The organism is Geojedonia litorea, assembly GCF_042654525.1.
GTDB lineage: Bacteria > Bacteroidota > Bacteroidia > Flavobacteriales > Flavobacteriaceae > Geojedonia > Geojedonia litorea.
In genome coordinates this window covers 1,209,868-1,229,324 of record NZ_JBHSGP010000014.1, presented here as the reverse complement: position 1 = coordinate 1,229,324, position 19,457 = coordinate 1,209,868, and the positions used below count along the sequence as shown (strand labels likewise).

21 protein-coding genes are annotated in these 19,457 nt (G+C 33.9%); 5 read left to right on the top strand and 16 right to left on the bottom strand.

The window, feature by feature from the left end:
- Genes ACFO5O_RS13350 through ACFO5O_RS13335 form a run of 4 tightly spaced genes read left to right on the top strand, consistent with a single transcriptional unit; the run spans position 1 to position 5,194 of the window.
- Positions 1 to 1,590: a 4Fe-4S binding protein gene (locus ACFO5O_RS13350; protein WP_387964600.1), complete on the top strand. Its 1,590-nt coding sequence runs from the start codon at positions 1 to 3 to the stop codon at positions 1,588 to 1,590.
- Positions 1,591 to 1,626: 36 nt separating this feature from the next.
- The gene (locus tag ACFO5O_RS13345; protein ID WP_387964598.1) at positions 1,627 to 2,325 is read left to right on the top strand and encodes a glycosyltransferase family 2 protein; all 699 of its coding nucleotides are present in this window, start codon (positions 1,627 to 1,629) and stop codon (positions 2,323 to 2,325) included.
- Positions 2,322 to 3,815: a cellulose synthase family protein gene (locus tag ACFO5O_RS13340; RefSeq protein ID WP_387964596.1), complete on the top strand. Its 1,494-nt coding sequence runs from the start codon at positions 2,322 to 2,324 to the stop codon at positions 3,813 to 3,815. Before ACFO5O_RS13345 ends, ACFO5O_RS13340 begins: the two co-directional genes overlap by 4 nt.
- Before the next feature lie 2 nt (positions 3,816 to 3,817).
- Positions 3,818 to 5,194 (top strand): MptA/MptB family glycosyltransferase, encoded by a 1,377-nt coding sequence (locus ACFO5O_RS13335; protein ID WP_387964594.1) that lies wholly within the window; start codon positions 3,818 to 3,820, stop codon positions 5,192 to 5,194.
- A gap of 3 nt (positions 5,195 to 5,197) precedes the next feature.
- Here ACFO5O_RS13335 and ACFO5O_RS13330 read toward each other — a convergent pair whose 3' ends face one another.
- From ACFO5O_RS13330 to ACFO5O_RS13255, 16 genes are all read right to left on the bottom strand, one after another.
- Complete coding sequence (locus ACFO5O_RS13330; protein WP_387964592.1) at positions 5,198 to 5,554, bottom strand: hypothetical protein; 357 nt, start codon at positions 5,552 to 5,554, stop codon at positions 5,198 to 5,200.
- 130 nt (positions 5,555 to 5,684) lie between these two features.
- Entirely contained in the window at positions 5,685 to 6,098 is a 414-nt protein-coding gene (locus ACFO5O_RS13325; RefSeq protein ID WP_387964590.1) for a VOC family protein, read from the bottom strand.
- An 86-nt stretch (positions 6,099 to 6,184) separates the two neighbouring features.
- Positions 6,185 to 6,523, bottom strand: coding sequence for a hypothetical protein (locus tag ACFO5O_RS13320; RefSeq protein ID WP_387964588.1), 339 nt, complete (start codon positions 6,521 to 6,523; stop codon positions 6,185 to 6,187).
- A gap of 2 nt (positions 6,524 to 6,525) precedes the next feature.
- Positions 6,526 to 7,500 (bottom strand): deoxyhypusine synthase family protein, encoded by a 975-nt coding sequence (locus tag ACFO5O_RS13315; protein ID WP_387964586.1) that lies wholly within the window; start codon positions 7,498 to 7,500, stop codon positions 6,526 to 6,528.
- Positions 7,490 to 8,434, bottom strand: coding sequence for an agmatinase (gene speB / locus ACFO5O_RS13310; protein WP_387964584.1), 945 nt, complete (start codon positions 8,432 to 8,434; stop codon positions 7,490 to 7,492). Before speB ends, ACFO5O_RS13315 begins: the two co-directional genes overlap by 11 nt.
- Positions 8,424 to 9,824, bottom strand: a complete 1,401-nt coding sequence (locus ACFO5O_RS13305) for a type III PLP-dependent enzyme domain-containing protein (RefSeq protein WP_387964582.1) — start codon at positions 9,822 to 9,824, stop codon at positions 8,424 to 8,426. The genes speB and ACFO5O_RS13305 overlap by 11 nt, the downstream gene beginning before the upstream one ends.
- A 301-nt stretch (positions 9,825 to 10,125) precedes the next feature.
- Positions 10,126 to 11,004, bottom strand: coding sequence for a pseudouridine synthase (locus tag ACFO5O_RS13300; RefSeq protein ID WP_387964580.1), 879 nt, complete (start codon positions 11,002 to 11,004; stop codon positions 10,126 to 10,128).
- A gap of 88 nt (positions 11,005 to 11,092) precedes the next feature.
- Positions 11,093 to 12,052 carry a carbon-nitrogen hydrolase family protein gene (locus ACFO5O_RS13295; protein WP_387964578.1) on the bottom strand — a complete coding sequence of 320 codons (960 nt, stop codon included), beginning with the start codon at positions 12,050 to 12,052 and terminating at the stop codon, positions 11,093 to 11,095.
- Positions 12,052 to 12,957: a geranylgeranylglycerol-phosphate geranylgeranyltransferase gene (locus ACFO5O_RS13290; RefSeq protein WP_387964576.1), complete on the bottom strand. Its 906-nt coding sequence runs from the start codon at positions 12,955 to 12,957 to the stop codon at positions 12,052 to 12,054. The genes ACFO5O_RS13295 and ACFO5O_RS13290 overlap by 1 nt, the downstream gene beginning before the upstream one ends.
- Before the next feature lie 45 nt (positions 12,958 to 13,002).
- Positions 13,003 to 13,932 carry a mevalonate kinase family protein gene (locus ACFO5O_RS13285; RefSeq protein ID WP_387964574.1) on the bottom strand — a complete coding sequence of 310 codons (930 nt, stop codon included), beginning with the start codon at positions 13,930 to 13,932 and terminating at the stop codon, positions 13,003 to 13,005.
- A 28-nt stretch (positions 13,933 to 13,960) separates the two neighbouring features.
- Positions 13,961 to 14,320: a four helix bundle protein gene (locus ACFO5O_RS13280; protein WP_387964572.1), complete on the bottom strand. Its 360-nt coding sequence runs from the start codon at positions 14,318 to 14,320 to the stop codon at positions 13,961 to 13,963.
- A gap of 6 nt (positions 14,321 to 14,326) precedes the next feature.
- Positions 14,327 to 15,418: a diphosphomevalonate decarboxylase gene (locus ACFO5O_RS13275; protein ID WP_387964570.1), complete on the bottom strand. Its 1,092-nt coding sequence runs from the start codon at positions 15,416 to 15,418 to the stop codon at positions 14,327 to 14,329.
- Between the two features lie 7 nt (positions 15,419 to 15,425).
- Positions 15,426 to 15,959, bottom strand: a complete 534-nt coding sequence (locus tag ACFO5O_RS13270) for a DUF1697 domain-containing protein (protein WP_387964568.1) — start codon at positions 15,957 to 15,959, stop codon at positions 15,426 to 15,428.
- A 13-nt stretch (positions 15,960 to 15,972) separates the two neighbouring features.
- Positions 15,973 to 16,371, bottom strand: a complete 399-nt coding sequence (locus ACFO5O_RS13265; RefSeq protein ID WP_387964566.1) for an endonuclease domain-containing protein — start codon at positions 16,369 to 16,371, stop codon at positions 15,973 to 15,975.
- A gap of 82 nt (positions 16,372 to 16,453) precedes the next feature.
- Entirely contained in the window at positions 16,454 to 17,662 is a 1,209-nt protein-coding gene (locus ACFO5O_RS13260; RefSeq protein WP_387964564.1) for a BaiN/RdsA family NAD(P)/FAD-dependent oxidoreductase, read from the bottom strand.
- Positions 17,659 to 18,522, bottom strand: coding sequence for an acyl-CoA thioesterase (locus ACFO5O_RS13255; RefSeq protein ID WP_387964562.1), 864 nt, complete (start codon positions 18,520 to 18,522; stop codon positions 17,659 to 17,661). The genes ACFO5O_RS13260 and ACFO5O_RS13255 overlap by 4 nt, the downstream gene beginning before the upstream one ends.
- Positions 18,523 to 18,658: 136 nt before the next feature.
- On the opposite strand from ACFO5O_RS13255, the gene ACFO5O_RS13250 reads away from it, so the two are divergent.
- Entirely contained in the window at positions 18,659 to 19,456 is a 798-nt protein-coding gene (locus tag ACFO5O_RS13250) for a hypothetical protein (RefSeq protein WP_387964560.1), read from the top strand.
- Position 19,457: the final 1 nt, after the last annotated feature.

The window sequence follows — 19,457 nt, the reverse complement described above, 5'->3', positions numbered from 1 at the left end:
ATGAGCAACAAATTACATTACAGTATGTCTCTGGCAAAACCAGATGTTAAAGGTTTTTCATCAAAGCAAAAAATTGCAGTAGGTATTGGAATTATTGGCTTGTTTATTTTGATTTTGGCGTTATTCAATGTAGAACTTAATACTTCAGGTTGGGTTTTGACCATAGCTTTAGGGTTAATAGCACTTGGAACCATAGTGTTTTCAAATAGTTTATACCTCAACACTTCTAAAGGCATAAAAAATGATGGAATTTGGTTTAAATCTATCTCCTCAAGAGGGATGATAGGTTGGGCTACCGGAATTGTACTCACTTTATTTTATATCGTGTTATACTTCTACCCTCATTTTTTAGGGTTAGGAAAAGATGGCGCTGCAAATACTGGTTTAGTCGCATTATTTGACCCCTTAAGTCAATTATTAAGTGGACGACCTGCCAGCCAATGGTTTGTTTATGGCTCTCTTTATACACTAGCAATTTTGGTGTTTGGCTATAAGTTCATTTTAAAATATCGTCATAATCGCTATGAACAAATTCGTACGGTTTCAGTGATGTTTTTTCAATTGGCCTTTGCCTTTTTGATTCCAGAGTTTATGTATGTAATGAATAGTGACTTGCCTTATTACGATTTAAAAAGTATTTGGCCACTAAACTATTACTTATTTGACGCTTGGTCAATAAAGAGCTTTTTGAGCGCAGGTACAATTGGATTAATACTGCTCATTTTCGGGGTTGTTACCATTTTCATTATTACTCCAATTCTTACTTATAAATTTGGTAAACGCTGGTATTGTTCTTGGGTTTGCGGCTGTGGTGGATTGGCTGAAACTGCTGGAGATTCGTTTAGGCAACTGTCATCTAAAAAATTATCGAGCTGGAAACTAGAGCGATGGTTAATCCATGCTGTATTGGTTTTTTCAGTAGTGATGACCATTGCTATGATTTACTCTTTTCTTGGTAACAATCCAGATTCATATTGGTTAACAAGAAGTTTGTTTATTAAATTATCTATCGGTTTTTTAAGCTTGATTTTTCTTTTGTTCATGTTATTTAAAAGAAAGGAATTTGGTAAAGATGCCAAATATGCATCAATAGGTTATGCTCTTGTTATTTCGTTGGTTCTTATTATGCACTTTACTGGAACTACTGATCAAATATTCTATATTAAATCAAGTAGTTTACGTTCAGTTTATGGACTTTATATTGGGTCTATTTTTTCAGGCGTCATTGGAACTGGCTTCTATCCTATTTTTGGAAATCGCGTTTGGTGCAGATTTGGTTGTCCAATGGCAGCGATTTTAGGCCTTCAACAACGATTGTTATCAAAATTCAGAATAACAACTAACGGCGGACAATGTATCTCATGCGGAAATTGTTCCACCTATTGCGAAATGGGTATTGATGTTCGTGCTTATGCCCAAAAAGGTGAAAATATTGTTAGAAGCAGCTGTGTTGGCTGCGGTATTTGTAGTGCTGTTTGCCCAAGAGGTGTTTTAAAATTAGAAAACGACAGCATGAAAGGCCGTATCAATCCCAATGAAATTTTACTCGGAAATGATGTCAATCTTATGGATTTGGTAAACCAAAAATAAGTTGTCGTATTTTTGTAATCGAAAACACTAAAAAACATGCCAATTATTAAGGTCATTATTCCTGCTTATAATGAAGCCAATTCCATAATTAAAGTAATAAAAGATATTCCAAAAAGTGTTGACGAAGTTATTGTAGTCAACAACGGCTCTACAGATAACACCCAAGAGAACGCAAAAAATGCTGGAGCTACTGTACTTTGGGAGCCTCAAAAAGGTTATGGATTTGCATGTCTAAAAGGCATGGATTATATTGCTAGTTTAAATCTTGATAGACAACCAGACATTGTGGTATTTTTAGATGGTGATTACAGTGATTACCCTGAAGAACTCACTAAACTAGTTATACCTATTATTGAAAATGATATAGATTTTGTACTTGGGGCACGTGTAAGACATTTACGCGAACCTAATTCAATGACGCCGCAGCAAATATTTGGTAATTGGCTGGCAACCACATTAATGAAACTTTTTTTTAAAGGAAGGTTTACCGATCTTGGACCATTTAGAGCCATTAAATATAATAAGCTCCTTGAGTTAAATATGGAGGATAAAACTTATGGTTGGACTGTAGAGATGCAACTTAAGTCGATAAAGAAAAAATTAACGTATATTGAAGTGCCCGTAAAATATAAAAAAAGAATTGGCATATCTAAAGTATCAGGAACCATAAAAGGTACTATCTTTGCAGGCTTTAAGATATTAAGTTGGATCTTTAAATATAGTTTTAAAAAATGATTCTCGAATCGATAATTATTGTTATTTATACCATTGCATTACTACTTATTTTCATGTATGCACTGGCTCAACTTAATTTACTTTACAATTACCTTTCGGCTAAAAAGAAGGATACCAATAATTTAGAACCTCTAGATTTTTCTAATCCCGATAAAGTTCCATATGTTACCATACAACTTCCTGTATTTAACGAGATGTACGTTATGGAGCGTTTGTTGGATAATATTGCCAAAATGGATTATCCAAAGGACAAGTTAGAAATTCAAGTGTTGGATGACTCAACTGACGAAACTGTAAAATCTACTTTTGAACACATAGAAAAATTAAAACAAACTGGTTTAGATATTCAGCACATTACAAGAGTAGATCGTAGCGGGTTTAAAGCTGGAGCACTAAAAGAAGGGTTGAAAATTGCTAAAGGTGAGTTTATTGCCATATTTGACGCCGATTTTCTTCCTAAAAAAAATTGGTTAAAATGTACTATTCCTTATTTCACTGATGACAATATTGGTGTGGTACAAACACGTTGGGGACATATCAATCGGAATTATTCCTTATTGACAAAAATTCAAGCATTTGCCCTCGACGCTCATTTTACATTAGAACAGGTTGGAAGAAATAGTAAAGGCCATTTCATTAATTTTAATGGTACTGCAGGCATTTGGCGAAAAACCTGCATCATTGATGCCGGTAATTGGGAAGGAGACACTTTAACCGAAGATTTAGATTTAAGTTACCGCGCACAACTAAAAAATTGGAAATTCAAATATCTCGAAGATGTTGAAACTCCAGCCGAACTTCCAGTTGTAATTAGTGCTGCCCGCTCACAACAATTTAGATGGAATAAAGGTGGTGCCGAAAACTTTAGAAAAATGCTGTGGAGGGTTTTAAAATCTGATAATATCTCTACAAAAACCAAAGTCCATGGATTGTTGCATTTGCTAAACAGTACTATGTTCTTGAATATTTTTATAGTTGCCATTTTAAGCATTCCAATGCTTTATATTAAAAACGAATACGCACATTTAAGGTTTTACTTTTACTTTATGAGCTTTTTTGTGGTGAGTACGATCATATTTTTTATTTGCTACTGGTTTATGTACAAACAGATTTATGGTAGTGGCTATAAAAAATTCTTTAGTTACATAGGAATGTTCTTTACATTTTTCTCCATTGCCATGGGATTCTCCTTACACAACTCAATTGCCGTAATTGAAGGCCATTTAGGTAAGCGCAGCGAATTTGTTAGAACTCCAAAATTCAATATTAGTTCTTTAAAAGACTCATGGAAGGGCAATAAATACTTGCGTAAAAATCTATCTCCAAATGTGATTCTAGAGGGCCTTCTTATGTTGTATTTCGCATTTGGACTGTATAGTGCATTTGTTGTAGGTGATCAAGGTGGTGATTTTGGATTGTTCCCTTTCCATCTAATGCTCTTTATTGGGTTTGGTTACGTCTTTTTTAAATCCATAGCTTCGAAAGTTTAAACATGTTTAACCTAACATTTTTAAAGCTAAATAAAACTCCAATTTTATTGGCTTTATTAAGTGTTGTGTTTTATGTTTCATTTGCTTACGACCTTTCTAGAACAGATTATATAAAATTAATCACCCTTTACTTGGGATTGTTTTTTCTGTTTTTAAAACTTATGCAACTACAAAAGCATAGTTTTAATTTTTTGCTTCTTTTAGCTATTGGTTTTAGACTCGTTTTTCTGTTTGCCATTCCCAATCTCTCTCAAGATTTTTATCGATTTATATGGGACGGACGTATAATTTTGGAAGGGCTTAATCCTTATCTATATACACCGGAGTCATTTATTTTAAATGGTGAGTTTCCTGTCTATCAAGCTTCGGAATTATATAAAGGAATGGGTGTACTCAATGGTAGTCATTATACAAATTACCCTCCTTTAAATCAGCTCTGTTTTGCCATTGCTGGACTCTTTGCTGGTAAAAGCATTTTAGGCTCTGTTGTAATCATGAGGTCTATAATTATACTTGCTGATATTGGTACGCTCTATTTTGGCAAGAAATTACTTGAGCGACTTCATATTCCAGTTCACAATATATTCTGGTATATTTTAAATCCATTCATCATCATTGAACTTACGGGCAATCTTCATTTTGAAGGATTAATGCTATTTTTTCTGGTTTGTAGTTTGTACTTGCTACATTGTGGCAAATGGAAAATGGCAGCAATAGTTTTTGCCTGTTCTGTTTCGGTGAAGTTGATTCCGCTTATTTTTCTGCCCTTATTTTTTCAATATTTTTTAAAAAACCAATCGTTTTCGTTATTTAAACGATTGAAAAATCTATTGGGTTTTTATACCATAGTTGGACTGGTAACCTTGCTCCTTTTTCTTCCATTTTATTCATCACAATTTATTCTGAATTATACCAACACTGTTGCTTTATGGTTTCAAAGGTTTGAATTTAATGCCAGTTTATATTACATCGCAAGAGAAATTGGATATTCGTTTAGAGGTTATAACGAAATTGCCATTATAGGCAAATACATTATCATCCTTGTTGTTACGTTTGTTTTTTTAATATCATTTTTGAGAAAGAATAAAACAAGTATTCAATTAATCACTGGGATGTTATTTGTTTTATCATTCTATTATTTTACAGCAACAACAGTACATCCATGGTATATTGCAACGCTTTTACTCCTTTCAGTGTTCACAAGATATAAATTCCCATTGGTATGGAGCTGTGCGATTATTTTGAGCTACCTAGCTTATGCCAATGACGAAAACAAAGAAAACCTGTGGATCATTGGTTTGGAGTACCTTATTGTTTTTAGCGTTTTTATATGGGAAGTTGTCATTAAAAAAGGCCACTCGAGTAGAGTAGCCTTATAATGTTTACAGTTTTTCCAGTGCCGTGATGGTGTAAATTTCATATTCATCATCAAAGCCATTCTCGTCTTTTGTCACCACCAATTTAACCTTATAGGTGATTCTGAATTTCGTGCCTATTAATTCATCAGATTTTAAATTGAATTGCGCAAGTACATCATCATTTACTTTTTGAAATGTAATGGTATATTCTGAATCATCATCGGCACGGGTTGTAATAAAATTATAGCCATAATCCTCATGGCCTTCATATTCACCGATAATTGTGGTGGTGTCTTGATTTGCTTCATTAGCATTTGAAAATGCAAACGAAGTAAGTGATAAACTTAAAACTATAAGTATCAATATTGATTTTTGTATCATTTTTATAAAATAAAATTAAGTATTCCTTGATTACGGAAGTTTGCCACTACAAGTCCGTTGAGCTTTTAGTAATTTCAATTTATGAAACTAACGCGTGGTATAAAAAAGAGGTAGTAAGGTCTATAGGCTTTTAAGGCTCAAAAACTTCATCAGATTTTGTAAAACATTTAAATTCTACAGTGTAACCATTAGGATCTATTACAAAAAAAGAGTCGTGCTCACCGGTTTTACCGTTCAAAAATTTGACTTCGGCAACACTATTGATCTTTTTTGAATTTAAGAGTTTAAACACCTTTGTCCATTCTTGACGGTTTAAGATAATACCAAAATGGAACGAAGGTAAAATGTGTCCATTAAACGAATAACTTTTGGAGTCGAAATTAAATGGCCCACTTTCAGTAAATGTAATTTGATGGTTATAGAAATTTACATCAATCCATTTTACTGAAGAGCGTCCAATTTGAGCTCCGAGTAAATCACTATAAAAGGCCCTTGTCTTACTTATACTCAAACAAGGCAAGGCTAGATGGAATTGCGCTGCCATAAGCAAATAATTTACATAAAGTTAGGTATTTTTCAAATATGCTAGTAAAAGTACATCCAGATTTTTTTTACAAATGCAATAAAATATTACATATCATCATCATCGTCTTCACCTAAATCATCTTCAGGCGTTAACTCTGGATCCTGAACAGCTTCTGGATCATCATCATCAAAATCTTCATAATCGTCTTCATCATAATTTTCCATTGTGACTTGCAGCTTTGTGCTCACTTTAACCAAGTATTTGGTGTCTTCAGTAGTCACTTCAACTGCTTCTACAATTTCGTTATTAGCATTTCTAAAGGTAATAATGTTATCGTCATCATAACCGTCTGGGTATTTTTCGACCAGTAACGCTAAAATTTCTGGGGTCAATTTTTTAAAATCGACTATAACTCGTTTAAGGTTGTCTCTTTTACTATTCATAATTACATGTCTAATAGGTAGGCAAATATAAGAGGCGCTACAATAGTAGCATCACTTTCTATTATAAATTTTGGTGTATCTATATCTAATTTACCCCAGGTTATTTTTTCGTTTGGAACAGCTCCAGAATACGATCCATAACTCGTGGTCGAATCACTTATTTGGCAGAAATAACTCCAAAACGGCGTGTCGGTACGCTCCATGTCTTGGTATAACATTGGGACAACGCAAATAGGAAAATCTCCAGCAATACCTCCACCAATTTGAAAAAATCCAATGCCATTTTTTGAATTGTCGGTGTACCAATCGGCTAAAAAAGTCATGTACTCAATACCCGATTTCATGGTGCTTGCCTTCAATTCACCTTTAAGAACGTAGCTTGCGAAGATGTTACCCATGGTACTATCTTCCCATCCTGGTACAATTATAGGTAAATTTTTCTCTGCTGCGGCATACATCCAAGAATCTTTTATATCAATTTCATAATATTCTTCAAGTACACCGCTCAACAACATTTTATACATAAACTCATGAGGAAAATAGCGTTCACCTTTATCTTCAGCCTCCTTCCAAATGTTATAAATATGCTTCTGCAATCGTCTAAAGGCTTCTTCTTCTGGAATACAGGTATCTGTAACGCGATTTAATCCTTGTTCTAAAAGATCCCATTCCTCCTGTGGTGTTAAATCTCTGTAATTTGGAACGCGTTTATAATGCGAATGAGCTACCAAATTCATAATGTCCTCTTCCAAATTTGCTCCCGTACAGGAAATAATTTGCACCTTATCTTGACGAATAATTTCTGCGAAAATCTTACCAAGTTCGGCTGTACTCATAGCCCCTGCTAGAGAGACTAACATTTTAGAACCTTGTTCTAATTGTGCTTCATATGCTTTAGCAGCGTCAACTAATGCAGCCGCATTGAAATGCAAATAATACTTCTCTATAAAATTGGATATGTGACCTTTAGTCTTCATCGTCATCGTTAAATTTAGAAAATTTATTTATACTAGACGAACCATATTCATTCAAATTACTTTCATAGCCATCATTAATATCATCTTCAGCGAACTTATAGCTCAACATTTTATAGTATAATTTAGCCGCTAAAAAATCAGACGATTTATCTATTTTGTTTGGGCAAAGTTCTACGATATCAAAACCAACTACGTTTTTCTCAGCAAAAACTTGTTTCAGAAAATCGAGTGTTTCATACCAAAATAAACCTCCTGGTTCTGGAGTTCCTGTTGAAGGCATAATTGAGGGATCTAATGCATCTAAATCAAAAGTTATAAAAACATTATCGCTCATTTGATCAATGGCGCTATCCATCCAAGCGTCGTCAACAGCCATTTCATGAGCAAAATACACTTTTTCCTCATCCATAACAGTTTTTTCCATGACATCCATAGAGCGTATACCTACTTGAATGAGATTAGTGTTTTGACTGGCTTCATAAACAGCACAGGCGTGATTACATTTGGAACCTTCATACTCCTTACGTAAATCGGCATGAGCGTCAATATGCAACACAGTAAGATTGTCGAAGCATTCATTAAACGCTCTTATAGTTCCAATTGAAATAGAATGTTCTCCTCCAAAAATGGTGACAAATTTGTTTCTTTTTATATACTGCTTGGTAACTTTATGTACTGCTTCTACCATAGCCTCTGGTGAACTCGACTCTGTAACCGGGTCAGCCAAATACACGCCTTGTTGATACACTTCAGTATCAGTTTCAATATCATAAAGCTCCATATTTTCAGAAGCATTTAAAAATGCTTCAGGACCTTTATCAGCACCTTTCTGCCACGTGCTAGTTCCATCATAAGGAACCGGAATTAATACAATTTTTGCCGTTTCTAATTTTGCAAATTCTTCAGGAATGCCGGCATACGTCTTATTGTCCATTGTAACCTAAAATTTTAAGTAAGTCTTCACTTGTTTGTTGTTCACTAAATAATTCTGTTGTTATATTACCATCTTGATCTTTATCAATCAAAATATGTTTTGGTGAAGGTATTAAACAATGTTGTAATCCTCCAAATCCGCCTATTGTCTCTTGATAAGCTCCTGTATTAAAAAATCCAAGATACAAAGGTTTTTCTTTATTGTATTTGGGCAAATAAATTGCGTTCATATGCTGTTCACTATTGTAATAATCGTCACTATCACAGGTTAAACCACCCAACAATACACGCTCGTAACTATCATACCACCTATTAATAGGAAGCATAATAAAGCGTTTATTTATAGCCCAAGTATCAGGAAGCGTGGTAATGAATGATGAATTAATCATATTCCATTTTTCCCTGTCGTTTTGCTGCTTTTGATATAGCACCTCATAAATGGCACCACCACTTTCACCAACTGTAAAGCTTCCAAATTCGGTAAAAATATTAGGAACTGGCACTTCTTCTTCATCACAAGCTAATTTTATTTGATTAACAATCTCATCAACCATATACTCATAATCAAAGTCAAACGCCAATGAGTTTTTAATTGGGAATCCGCCTCCAATATTTAAACTATCTAAAGAAGGACAAATATGTTTGAGACTTGTATATACCTTTAAACACTTTGAAAGTTCATTCCAATAGTACGCATTATCTCGTATTCCAGTATTGATAAAGAAGTGAAGCATTTTAAGCTTTACCTTTTTATTGTCTTTGATTTGTCTATTGTAAAAAGGCACAATATTTTTATAACCAATACCAAGTCTGGAAGTGTAAAATTCAAATTTAGGTTCTTCTTCAGAAGCAATTCTAATCCCAATATTAAATTTACCTTTTATCTCTTGAGATAATAACTCTATCTCTTCATAGTTATCAATAATCGGGATACAATTTTTATGTCCACTATTAACGAGACGTGCGATGTTGGTAACATACTGTGCACGCTTAAAGCCATTACTTATGACATAAGTATCATCAGTTATTTTACCTTCAGTTTTTAAGCGCTCTACTATATCAATATCAAATGCTGAAGACGTTTCAATATGAATATCATTTTTAAGTGCTTCATTTAATACGTGCTTAAAATGTGAACTTTTAGTACAGTAGCAATAGTTGTATTTACCTTTGTATTTGTTCTTTTTAATCGCTTTTGCAAACCAATCTTTAGCTCGGTTAATATTATTAGATATTTGTGGCAAGTAGGTGAATTTTAATGGAGAACCATAATCTTCAACTAACTGCATCAAATCTACATCATGAAATTGCAAATGTTTATCCTCAAGCTTAAATTCTTCTTGAGGGAAATAGAAAGTTTGATTTATTAAATCAATGTATTTAGTGTTCATTCTTAATGTTTACAGTTTATAAAAAAGGTCTTTATTTTGATGCAAATAACCGCCAAATCAAATTCGTATTTGTGTATGGGTTGTAGGCACAAAACCATTATTACTGTGCTGACTTGAAGTAATAGACCAATTAGAAGATCGTTGTAAACTTTTAACTCTTATTCGATAAATCGCTTTGGATATCGACGTTTTAAGCTTTAAAAGTTTAAACTTAAAAACATGTACCATTATGTTTAGCTGTTGCTTATACAAATGAAATATAAAAAAATTAATTTAAAGCGAATTTTATATTTTTTTTCTGTTATAACATTTTAAGGGTATTGATTTCCTGTTGAGTCAAATGCTTCCAATGACCACGCGGGATATCCTTTTTGGTGAGATGACCAATAGCTACACAATCCACCTTTATAATTTCATATTTTAAATAGCTAAAAATGGTGCGAATCACATTATTTCCTGTATGCTTGAGCTTTAAGCCAACTTCCTTTTTTGATGCACCGTCAATATAACTAATCTCTTCAATAGAAATTTGTTCGCCTTCAATTTTAAGTCCTTCTTGTATCTTTTTAAGGTCTTCAAATTTAAGATTCTTGTCTAGTTCAATGTGAAATAGGCGCACTACGCCATTTTTTGAATTTGTGAATTTTTTCACAACGGTTTCATCATTGGTAAACAACAATAGCCCTGTAGAATTTCTTCCCAACCTGCCAATTGGTTTTATTCGAGAGCTCGTTGCGTTAGAAACCAAATCCATTACCGTTTTCCCTTTGCTTTCACTCGTAGTTGTGGCAAAACCTTTAGGCTTGTTCAACAGCACGTAGGCTTTCTTTTCTGGGTTAATCCGTGCTCCATCAAAACGCACTTCATCGTCTAGCTTCACTTTATAACCCATTTCGGTTATTACTTTGCCATTTACTGTAACCAGACCCGTAGCAATGTTTGTATCTGCTTCTCGTCGAGAACAAACTCCTGAATTCGCTATATATTTATTCAAGCGAATCTCGTCTGGGTTTGAACCTGTTTTAGGCGCTTGTGTTTTTTTACGAATAGGAGCATTACCTCTGGCAAAACTCTTGCTTTTGGTATTATCTCTACCCCGTCCTGAAGCTTTTCCATTCCCGTTCTTTTGACTCCTAGCCGAAGCTTTTCCTCCTCTATCACTTCCTTGATGTCTACTCATGGTTTAATTTTTTTCAAAGATAATGAAAGCGTTATGGCTTTCAAGACTTAACTTTATAAATCGTAATTACTATTGATATTAATTTATGTTAGTGTTCTGGATCCAAAAACTCAACTGTGCTTTGCCGTTCTCTATTCACCATTAATTTGGTCACATCAGGACGTGAATAATGCCCAACTGGATCAAAATTTTGGCGTTCTTCCAACACTCTATTTACATCAATAGTTTGAATGATCAGGCCTTCTTGATGTAAAACAGGTTCAACTATCCATTCGCCATCTGGTCCTGCTATACAACTACCACCATTGGCTAATATTTCGGGTGCATTTTTCAAAATTTTATTTAAATGTGGTGTGTCTTGAGGAAAATCACTTTTCGACATTAAACTAGAAACTGATAACACAAACGACCGCGACTCACGCGCAATGAAGCGTGTAATATCTTTGGTGTTATGATCACTTCCTGGCCATACGGCAATGTGTAAATTTTCACCTAAACCATATAAGGCAGTCCTTGCTAAAGGCATCCAATTTTCCCAACAATTCAATCCTCCAACCGTAAATTCTTTTAAACCATGAACTTGTAAACCATGTCCGTCACCTGGTGACCAAGTTAAGCGTTCATCATAAGTTGGCTGAAGTTTTCTATGGACAGATTTGATAGTTCCTTTTTGGTCAATATAAACTAGCGACGCATAAATACTGTGATTGCCTCTGTTTTTAGCACGTTCTATAATTCCTAAATAAATCGCTATGTGGTGTTCTTTTGCTAAACCGCAGATTGAGTCTAAATCGCCGGCTTCAATTTGAACGGCATTTCTAACATAGTGCGCATGTAATTCCTTATTTACAGTTGTATTCCATTCAGCACCCCCGGTCAAGGCCAGCCAAAACGGATAACCTGGAACTAAACCCTCACCAAAAACCACAAGTTCACATTGCTCCTTTGCCGCTTCTTTTATAGAATTTTCAACTTTCTTAAGTGTTTCAACTTTGTTCAACCAAACGGGTGAAATTTGCGCCAAGGCTACTTTTAATGTTGTATCCATTATATTATTCGGTTTAAAACGACATTAACATCAATCAACAAGATACTAAAAACACCAGCAACTATAATAAACTTCAATATATTGTGAAGTAATAAGTATTGAGGCTTACTGTTCGATTTCCAAAGTAAAATCACAAAAGCAAGCAATAGTAGGATACATAAATAGAAAAAATAGGTCATGTTACCGATCTCAAAATAAAACAGTAATAAATAAGTAGGCACAAGAGTTAATAACACTAAAATTGTTAACATTACTTTAGATGCATTTTCTCCATATACTATAGGAATGGTTTTATAGTTTTGCACCAAATCGCCTTTAATATTTTCCAAATCCTTGGTGAGTTCGCGCATTGAAATAATCAAAAATAAAAACATGGCATGCACAAAAATAACATGCTCAAAATTTTTGTAATAAATGAAAATGACGAAAAAAGGAATTATGGTTAGGGTGGCAGAGGTAAGGTTTCCTATAAAAGGCAACTTTTTTAATTTATGTGAATAGAACCATATTGCAAAAATGTAAATTGAAAAAAATATTACAGCCCTAAATGAAACATAACTAGCTAAAACAACTGTTAAAAAGTTAAGCACAAAATAGAAAGACAATTTTGTGTTTTGACCAACTAATCTATCTAACATTGATTTTTGCGGTCGATTGATTAAATCTTTTTCAGAATCGTAGAAATTATTGATAATATAACCAGCCGCAATTGCAGCTGAAGAGGCTAAAACCAACGTTAATAAGTTAAGATCAAATACCACTGACCGCAAGGGCTTGTCATGCGCCAATATATAGATAGAGGTTAAATATTGAGCGATGACAACAACCAGAATATTGTAGCCTCTAACTACTGAAAACATGCTAAAAAACTTAAGCAAGACGTGTTTTTGTTTTCTGGTAAGCATTAGGGTATTATTAGTAACGGCTATACTAACCGGGTTAGGTAGGAACTAGAAATTATATACCACCTCTAGTTTATAATCCTTTAGAGTAGATTTTGCCTTTTCAATATCTTCAGTAAAACCAAGGATATATCCTCCTCCTCCAGAGCCACATAATTTTAAATAGTAATCATTAGTCTCAATTCCCTTTTTCCATAGTTCATGAAATTGCTGCGGGATCATTGGCTTAAAATGGTTTAAAACCACTTTAGACAATTTCTTGGTATTATGAAATAAGGACTTAATGTCTCCCTTTAAAAAGTCTTCAACGCAGGCATCTGTATGTTTTATAAACTGGTCCTTGAGCATGTTCCTAAAGCCTTCTTGTTTCATGTTTTCCATAAAGATACCTACCATTGGAGCCGTTTCTCCAATAATTCCGCTATCTAATAAAAATACAGCACCTTTACCATCCAATTTTTGTGATGGTATACCTGTAGCTTCAATATTATCTTTTGAATTGATAAGAATTGGAATGCTCAAGTAGCTATTCAATGGATCTAATCCAGAAGATTTGCCATGAAAAAATGCTTCCATTTCAGAAAATATTGCCTTAAGCTTTAGTAGCTTCTCTCTTGTTAAATTTTCTAAAACCGTTATTTTATTGAAGGCATACTTATCATAAATTGCTGCCACTAGTGCACCACTGCTTCCTACACCATATCCCTGAGGAATTGAAGAATCAAAATACATTCCGTCTTCCACATCTCGCTTTAATGTATCAAGATCAAAACTAACTAGATTTGGATCAACGGTTTCTAAATACGAAACAAAGCGTTTCAAATTTAAATTCGATTTTATTGCCGCTTCAGTTGGGTTTTGACTTGCTTTTAAAGCACCGTTGTAAAAGTTGTAAGGAATAGATAAACCTTTAGAATCTTTGATGATACCATACTCACCAAAGAGTAAGATTTTTGAATAAAATAGTGGTCCTTTCATACTTCAATTTAAAATTGACAATGCAAAATTAACAATTATTAGTTTTAGAACTTTTAATAATACTAATCAACAGTTTTAAAATCTCATTTATATCAACCTTGAGTTCAATATAAGTAGATTTTTTTAAATAATGCGTTTCATTCAATAAATCCAACCAATATTCAGTTTCACTGGCTTCCTTCAAGGCTATTGAAAGTTTATGAATAAAATCTGCCTTACTTTCAGCATGTTCAGACTCACGAATATTAGCTCCGATTGAGGTTCCTGAACGGAGAAGCTGTCTAGATAGTACAAATTCCTTTTCGCTAACAGTTAATACTTTGTATAGCTCAACAACTTTAATGGAAAATTGAAAACTTTTGTTCTTTATAACATTGTCCTTCTTCATTCTCATTTATCCATTGTCAATTTGTTGTGCACCAAAACCAATTTGGTCACAAATATACTGTCGGTTTTCACAATATGCAACTAACTCATGCTTAATAAATTCCAAAATCGCATTAGCATCTTTTTTGGGATAAAGCACGTGTACATTAGCGCCAGCATCTAAAGTAAATCCTACTGGCAATCCCGAAACTTTCCTAAAAGTCCATATTTTATTAATAATCTCTAAAGTATTTGGCTTCATAAGAATAAAATAAGGCATACTTGTCATCATCATAGCGTGTAATGTCAACGCTTCGCTTTCTATTAAATCAATAAAAGCTATTAAATCACCAGATTCTAAAATAGGCTTGAGTTTTTGAAGATTATCATGCGCCTGTTGAAATCTGCTATGTGCATAAGGATGATTGTGCATTAAATTGTGCCCAACAGTGCTACTTACCTGTTTTTCACCTTTATCGACCAACAAAATAGTATCTTGATAATCCTTGAAATTCTCATGAACCTCGAATGGATATTTAACACCATAAAGGTCACTACTTCCGTTTACAATATCGTTATTGCCCCAAACAATTAAATCGCCTTCAATGCTTCTACATGCACTTCCTGAACCCAATCGCGCAATAAACGACGCCTTCTTCTTAAAGTATTCATCTAACATTTCTGATTTTGTTAATGACTGCTCTATACTCAATAAGCAAAGAGCGAGTGCACTCATACCACTAGCTGATGAAGCGATCCCAGAGCTATGCGGAAAGGTATTAGAGGTTTCAATCTTAAAATGAAAATCTTTTAAAAACGAAAAATAACCTTCAACACGTTTAAAAAAGGTGGCAATTTTTGGCTTGAAGTCATCTTTTTTATCGCCATCCAAAAATACATCAAAATCAAAATCAGTTCCTGAGTCCTTTAAGCTATAAGTTACCGTAGTAATAGTTTTACAATTATTAAGTGTAAAACTAATTGAAGGGTTTTCGGGAATTTGATTGGCCTTTTTTCCCCAGTATTTTATAAGCGCAATATTGCTTGGTGATTCCCAAGTCACTTTTCCATGTTGAATGGTTTTTGAAATGGGTTTAGCGCTGAAATGTTCTTCGGTCATGAGCTGATTAATCTGCTGACAAAGATAACAACTTTAGCATAGTTTTATAGTTTCTTGCTGTAGCTGTAACTTTAAATTTTCGTTCAAAAAAATTGTTGTTAAATTTAGACTTACCATAACCTTTTGCAGAATGAAAATAAATGCAATCATCAGTAATGGTAAATTCTTCTTCAGAATATGACAATTTTGAAATTTCTTTAACCAAGTTCTCACTTGCAGAACTGTACAATAGCATAAAATAACTCTCTTGTTTTTTTGAATTATAAAAAGGACAATCATCAAGGATTTTCTGTAAATCTTCTGGTGTTTTAATAAGTATTGGTACCTCAAAACCAAAATCATCTTTAATTACTTCGTGTATTGTAAACTCCAGTTTTTGATAATTTTCTTCAGAAGATTTAAAAATCACATTACCGCTTTGAATATAGGTTTGCACCGCATTTAGTCCTTTAGCAGTTAAAAGTTGGCGTAATTCTGCCATTGGAACTTTTTTTTGTCCACTAACATTTATTCCTCGAAGCAAAGCGATGTATATTTTCATAATGAACTCCCTCCTAACAAGGAGGGAATAAGGGAGGTGTAAAATTGTTCTCTTCAAATTTAAAAATATAATCTTCAATTGCTCTTAAAACATTTTCAATATCATTCATAATTTGATAGTCTGAAAATCTCAATACTGAAACACCCAACTTATTTAGTTTCATAGTCTTATTTAAATCCTTTTCATAAACTTCTAAAAGCTCATGCGAATAACCATCACATTCAATAGCTAATTGTAATTTATTGCAAAAAAAATCAACGATGAATTCATCAATTGGTTTTTGTCTATGAAAATCATAGCCATACATTTGATTACGTTTCAAATAAGTCCAAAGCCTTATTTCAGATTTGGTAGAATTATTACGAAGTTGCCTAGCTAGTTCCTTTAATTTTGGGTTATAATAGATTTTCATTTTACAACTATTTAAAAAACACTCCCCTGATTTTCTTTCGGGATTTTGAAAGAAAATCTTCCCCTCTTTCTAGAGGGGACAACTACATTGAAATGGCTTTTGCTGCAATGTATGCGCCCGTCCAAGCATTCTGGAAATTAAATCCACCTGTAATGGCATCAATATTTAAAATTTCTCCAGCTAAATACAAGTTTTTGTGTAGACGACTTTCAAAAGTTTTAAAATTAACCTCCTTTAAATCTATACCTCCAGCGGTTACAAACTCTTCCTTGAATGTGCTCTTACCATCCACATTAAACACCGCTTGTGTTAATTGCTGCGCCAAAGCTTCCAATTGTTGTTTGTTTAAATCTGCCCAACGGGTTTTGTCATTCATACCAGATGCTAATACTAATTGTTGCCATAGGCGCTTGGGTAGTTCAAATTGTGTTGATTTAAACACGGTTTTCTTTGCCAATTCATGCTTTAACTCTTTTAAGTTCTCCATACAATCATCAAAAGATTGCCTGATAAAATTAATTTCAATTTGAAATTTGTAATCTAATTTTGCCAACGTAATGGCACCAAAAGCCGAGAGTTTCAAAATAGCTGGAGCACTCATTCCCCAATGCGTAATTAGCAATGGACCTTCACTCCATAAATCAGTACTTAAAACTTTAACCTCAACATTTGAAGCTACAACGCCCGGAATAGATGTAATGCGCTCATCTTTAATATTAAATGTGAACAACGACGGAACTGGTGCAGAAATAGTGTGCCCTAAAGTTTCTAAAATTTTCCAAATTTTGGTGTTACTACCTGTCGCCAAAAGCAGTTTTTCTGTTGATATCTCACCATGTGAAGTTTCTAAATTCCAAATGTTGTTTTTCTTGATGCTTTTTAATGTATGACCATAAAGAATTTCAACCTTATGCTTTTGGGCTTCTTTCAAAAAACAATCAATAATGGTTTGGGAAGAATCGCTAATTGGAAACATTCGACCATCCTCTTCAATTTTCAAATTCACACCTCGTTTTTCGAACCATTCAATGGTATCTCCAGTCATAAATTGATGGAATGGTCCCAACAATTCTTTTTCACCACGGGGATAATTCAACACCAATTCTGATGGCACAAATTCGGCATGTGTGACATTACATCGGCCACCACCAGACACCTTAACCTTTTGCAAGCCTTCTTTACCACGCTCTAAAATAGCAATCTTCAATTTTGGATTGAATTCTGCAATATTTATAGCTGCAAAAAAACCAGCTGCTCCTCCTCCAACGACTATAACATCGTAGAACTTCATTTTAGAGGTCGCATTAGTCCTTCTTGAGCTACCGAAGCAATTAACTTACCGTCTCGGGTAAAAATATTTCCTTTGGCAAAACCTCGTGCATTGGAAGTATTTGGAGACTCAATAGAATATAACAACCAATCATCAAAATCAAAATCTCTGAAATACCACATGGAATGGTCCAAACTCGCCGTTTGGGTATTGCCCCAATGGGCTTTGCTGGCATGTCGATTCATAGCGGCTGCCAAAATGTTATAGTCAGAAATATAAGTGAGTAATTGTTGTTTAGAAACCAGATCTAAACCAGACACATTTCCTTTTAATTTGAACCAAACATTGGTGGCAGGAGGTAAATCTACTTTATTAAACGGGTTTACTACCTCAACCGGCTTAAACTCAACAGGTCGATCAATTAACATAAACCCTTTAGTCCTGGGCGGAATGGCATCACCAAATTGTTCTAACATATCTGTCCAACTTAATAAGTCTTCTGGTTGTTTGATGTCCTTTTTAATTTCAATTTGATGGTTATAACCTTCTTCTTTTCTATGGAATGATGCCGATAAAATAAATATCGTGGTTCCGTTTTGTTCAGCCGTTACACGACGTACTGAGAAACTACCACCATCTCTCACAATACTCACATTATAAATAATTGGTACTTCTAGATTTCCAGGCTCTAAAAAATAGGAATGCATAGAGTGTAACACTCTTTGATTATGTATGGTTCTACTTGCAGCATGAATGGCCTGTGCTAGCACTTGTCCGCCAAAAACGTTAGGACTTCCTACGGTTTTGCTAAATCCTTTAAACTGCTGGTCATTGACCTTTTCTAATCTTAATAGCTGTAATAAATCATCTACTGATTTCATTTCAATATATTTCGAACTTAAGTCATCAAAACTATTAAATTCAACTATGGTCTGCTAGCTATTTTATAAATAGTTTAAGATTAATAATTTTTGTTTCCTTTTAAATTACTTTATTTTGTTGAAAACGAATCGTATTATGGTGTATCAATTTTTAGTTGTATTAGTTTTATTTATGTCGTGCGATACCGGAAAATTGACCTTTGTCGCAGATATATCTAGTGGACTAAAAGAAGTTTCGGGTACTGAAATCACTTCAAATTCAAAGCTGATTTGGGTGATTGAAGACTCTGGAAACAAAAATAATCTATACGGCCTAAATGAAAATGGCGAAATCATTAAGGATATTGATATTAGCAATGCCAATAACGAGGATTGGGAAGATTTAACCTCCGACTCCAATGGCAATTTGTACATTGGTGACTTTGGAAATAATAATCAAAAACGAGACTTATTCACGATTTATAAGGTTGAAAATCCCGAACAATTAAATTCTAACACCCGAGCAGATGTTATCAATTTCAGGCTTCCAAAAAATTTAAAATCCAAAGATTTTGAGGCTTTTTTTCTTCTCAACAACTACTTCTACATTTTCAGCAAAGAGAATAAAAGTAGTTTTCTTATAAAAGTCCCCAACCAAGTTGGAGAACATGTGGCAGAGCATATTACCGATTTTAATTTAGATGGAAAACATCACAAAATTACAGCTGCTGATATTAGTGATGATGGAAAAACCGTTGTGCTTCTCAACCATGATAAGCTTTGGAAGATTAGCAATTTTAGTTCGGATGCCTTTTTTAAAGGAACTATTGAAGAACTTAAATTTGACCACAACTCACAAAAAGAAGGTGTTTGCTTTAAAACCAATGAAATAGTTTACATCGCCGACGAAAGCAATGGTGCCGCTGGAAATAACATTTATAGTTTTAAACTTTGAA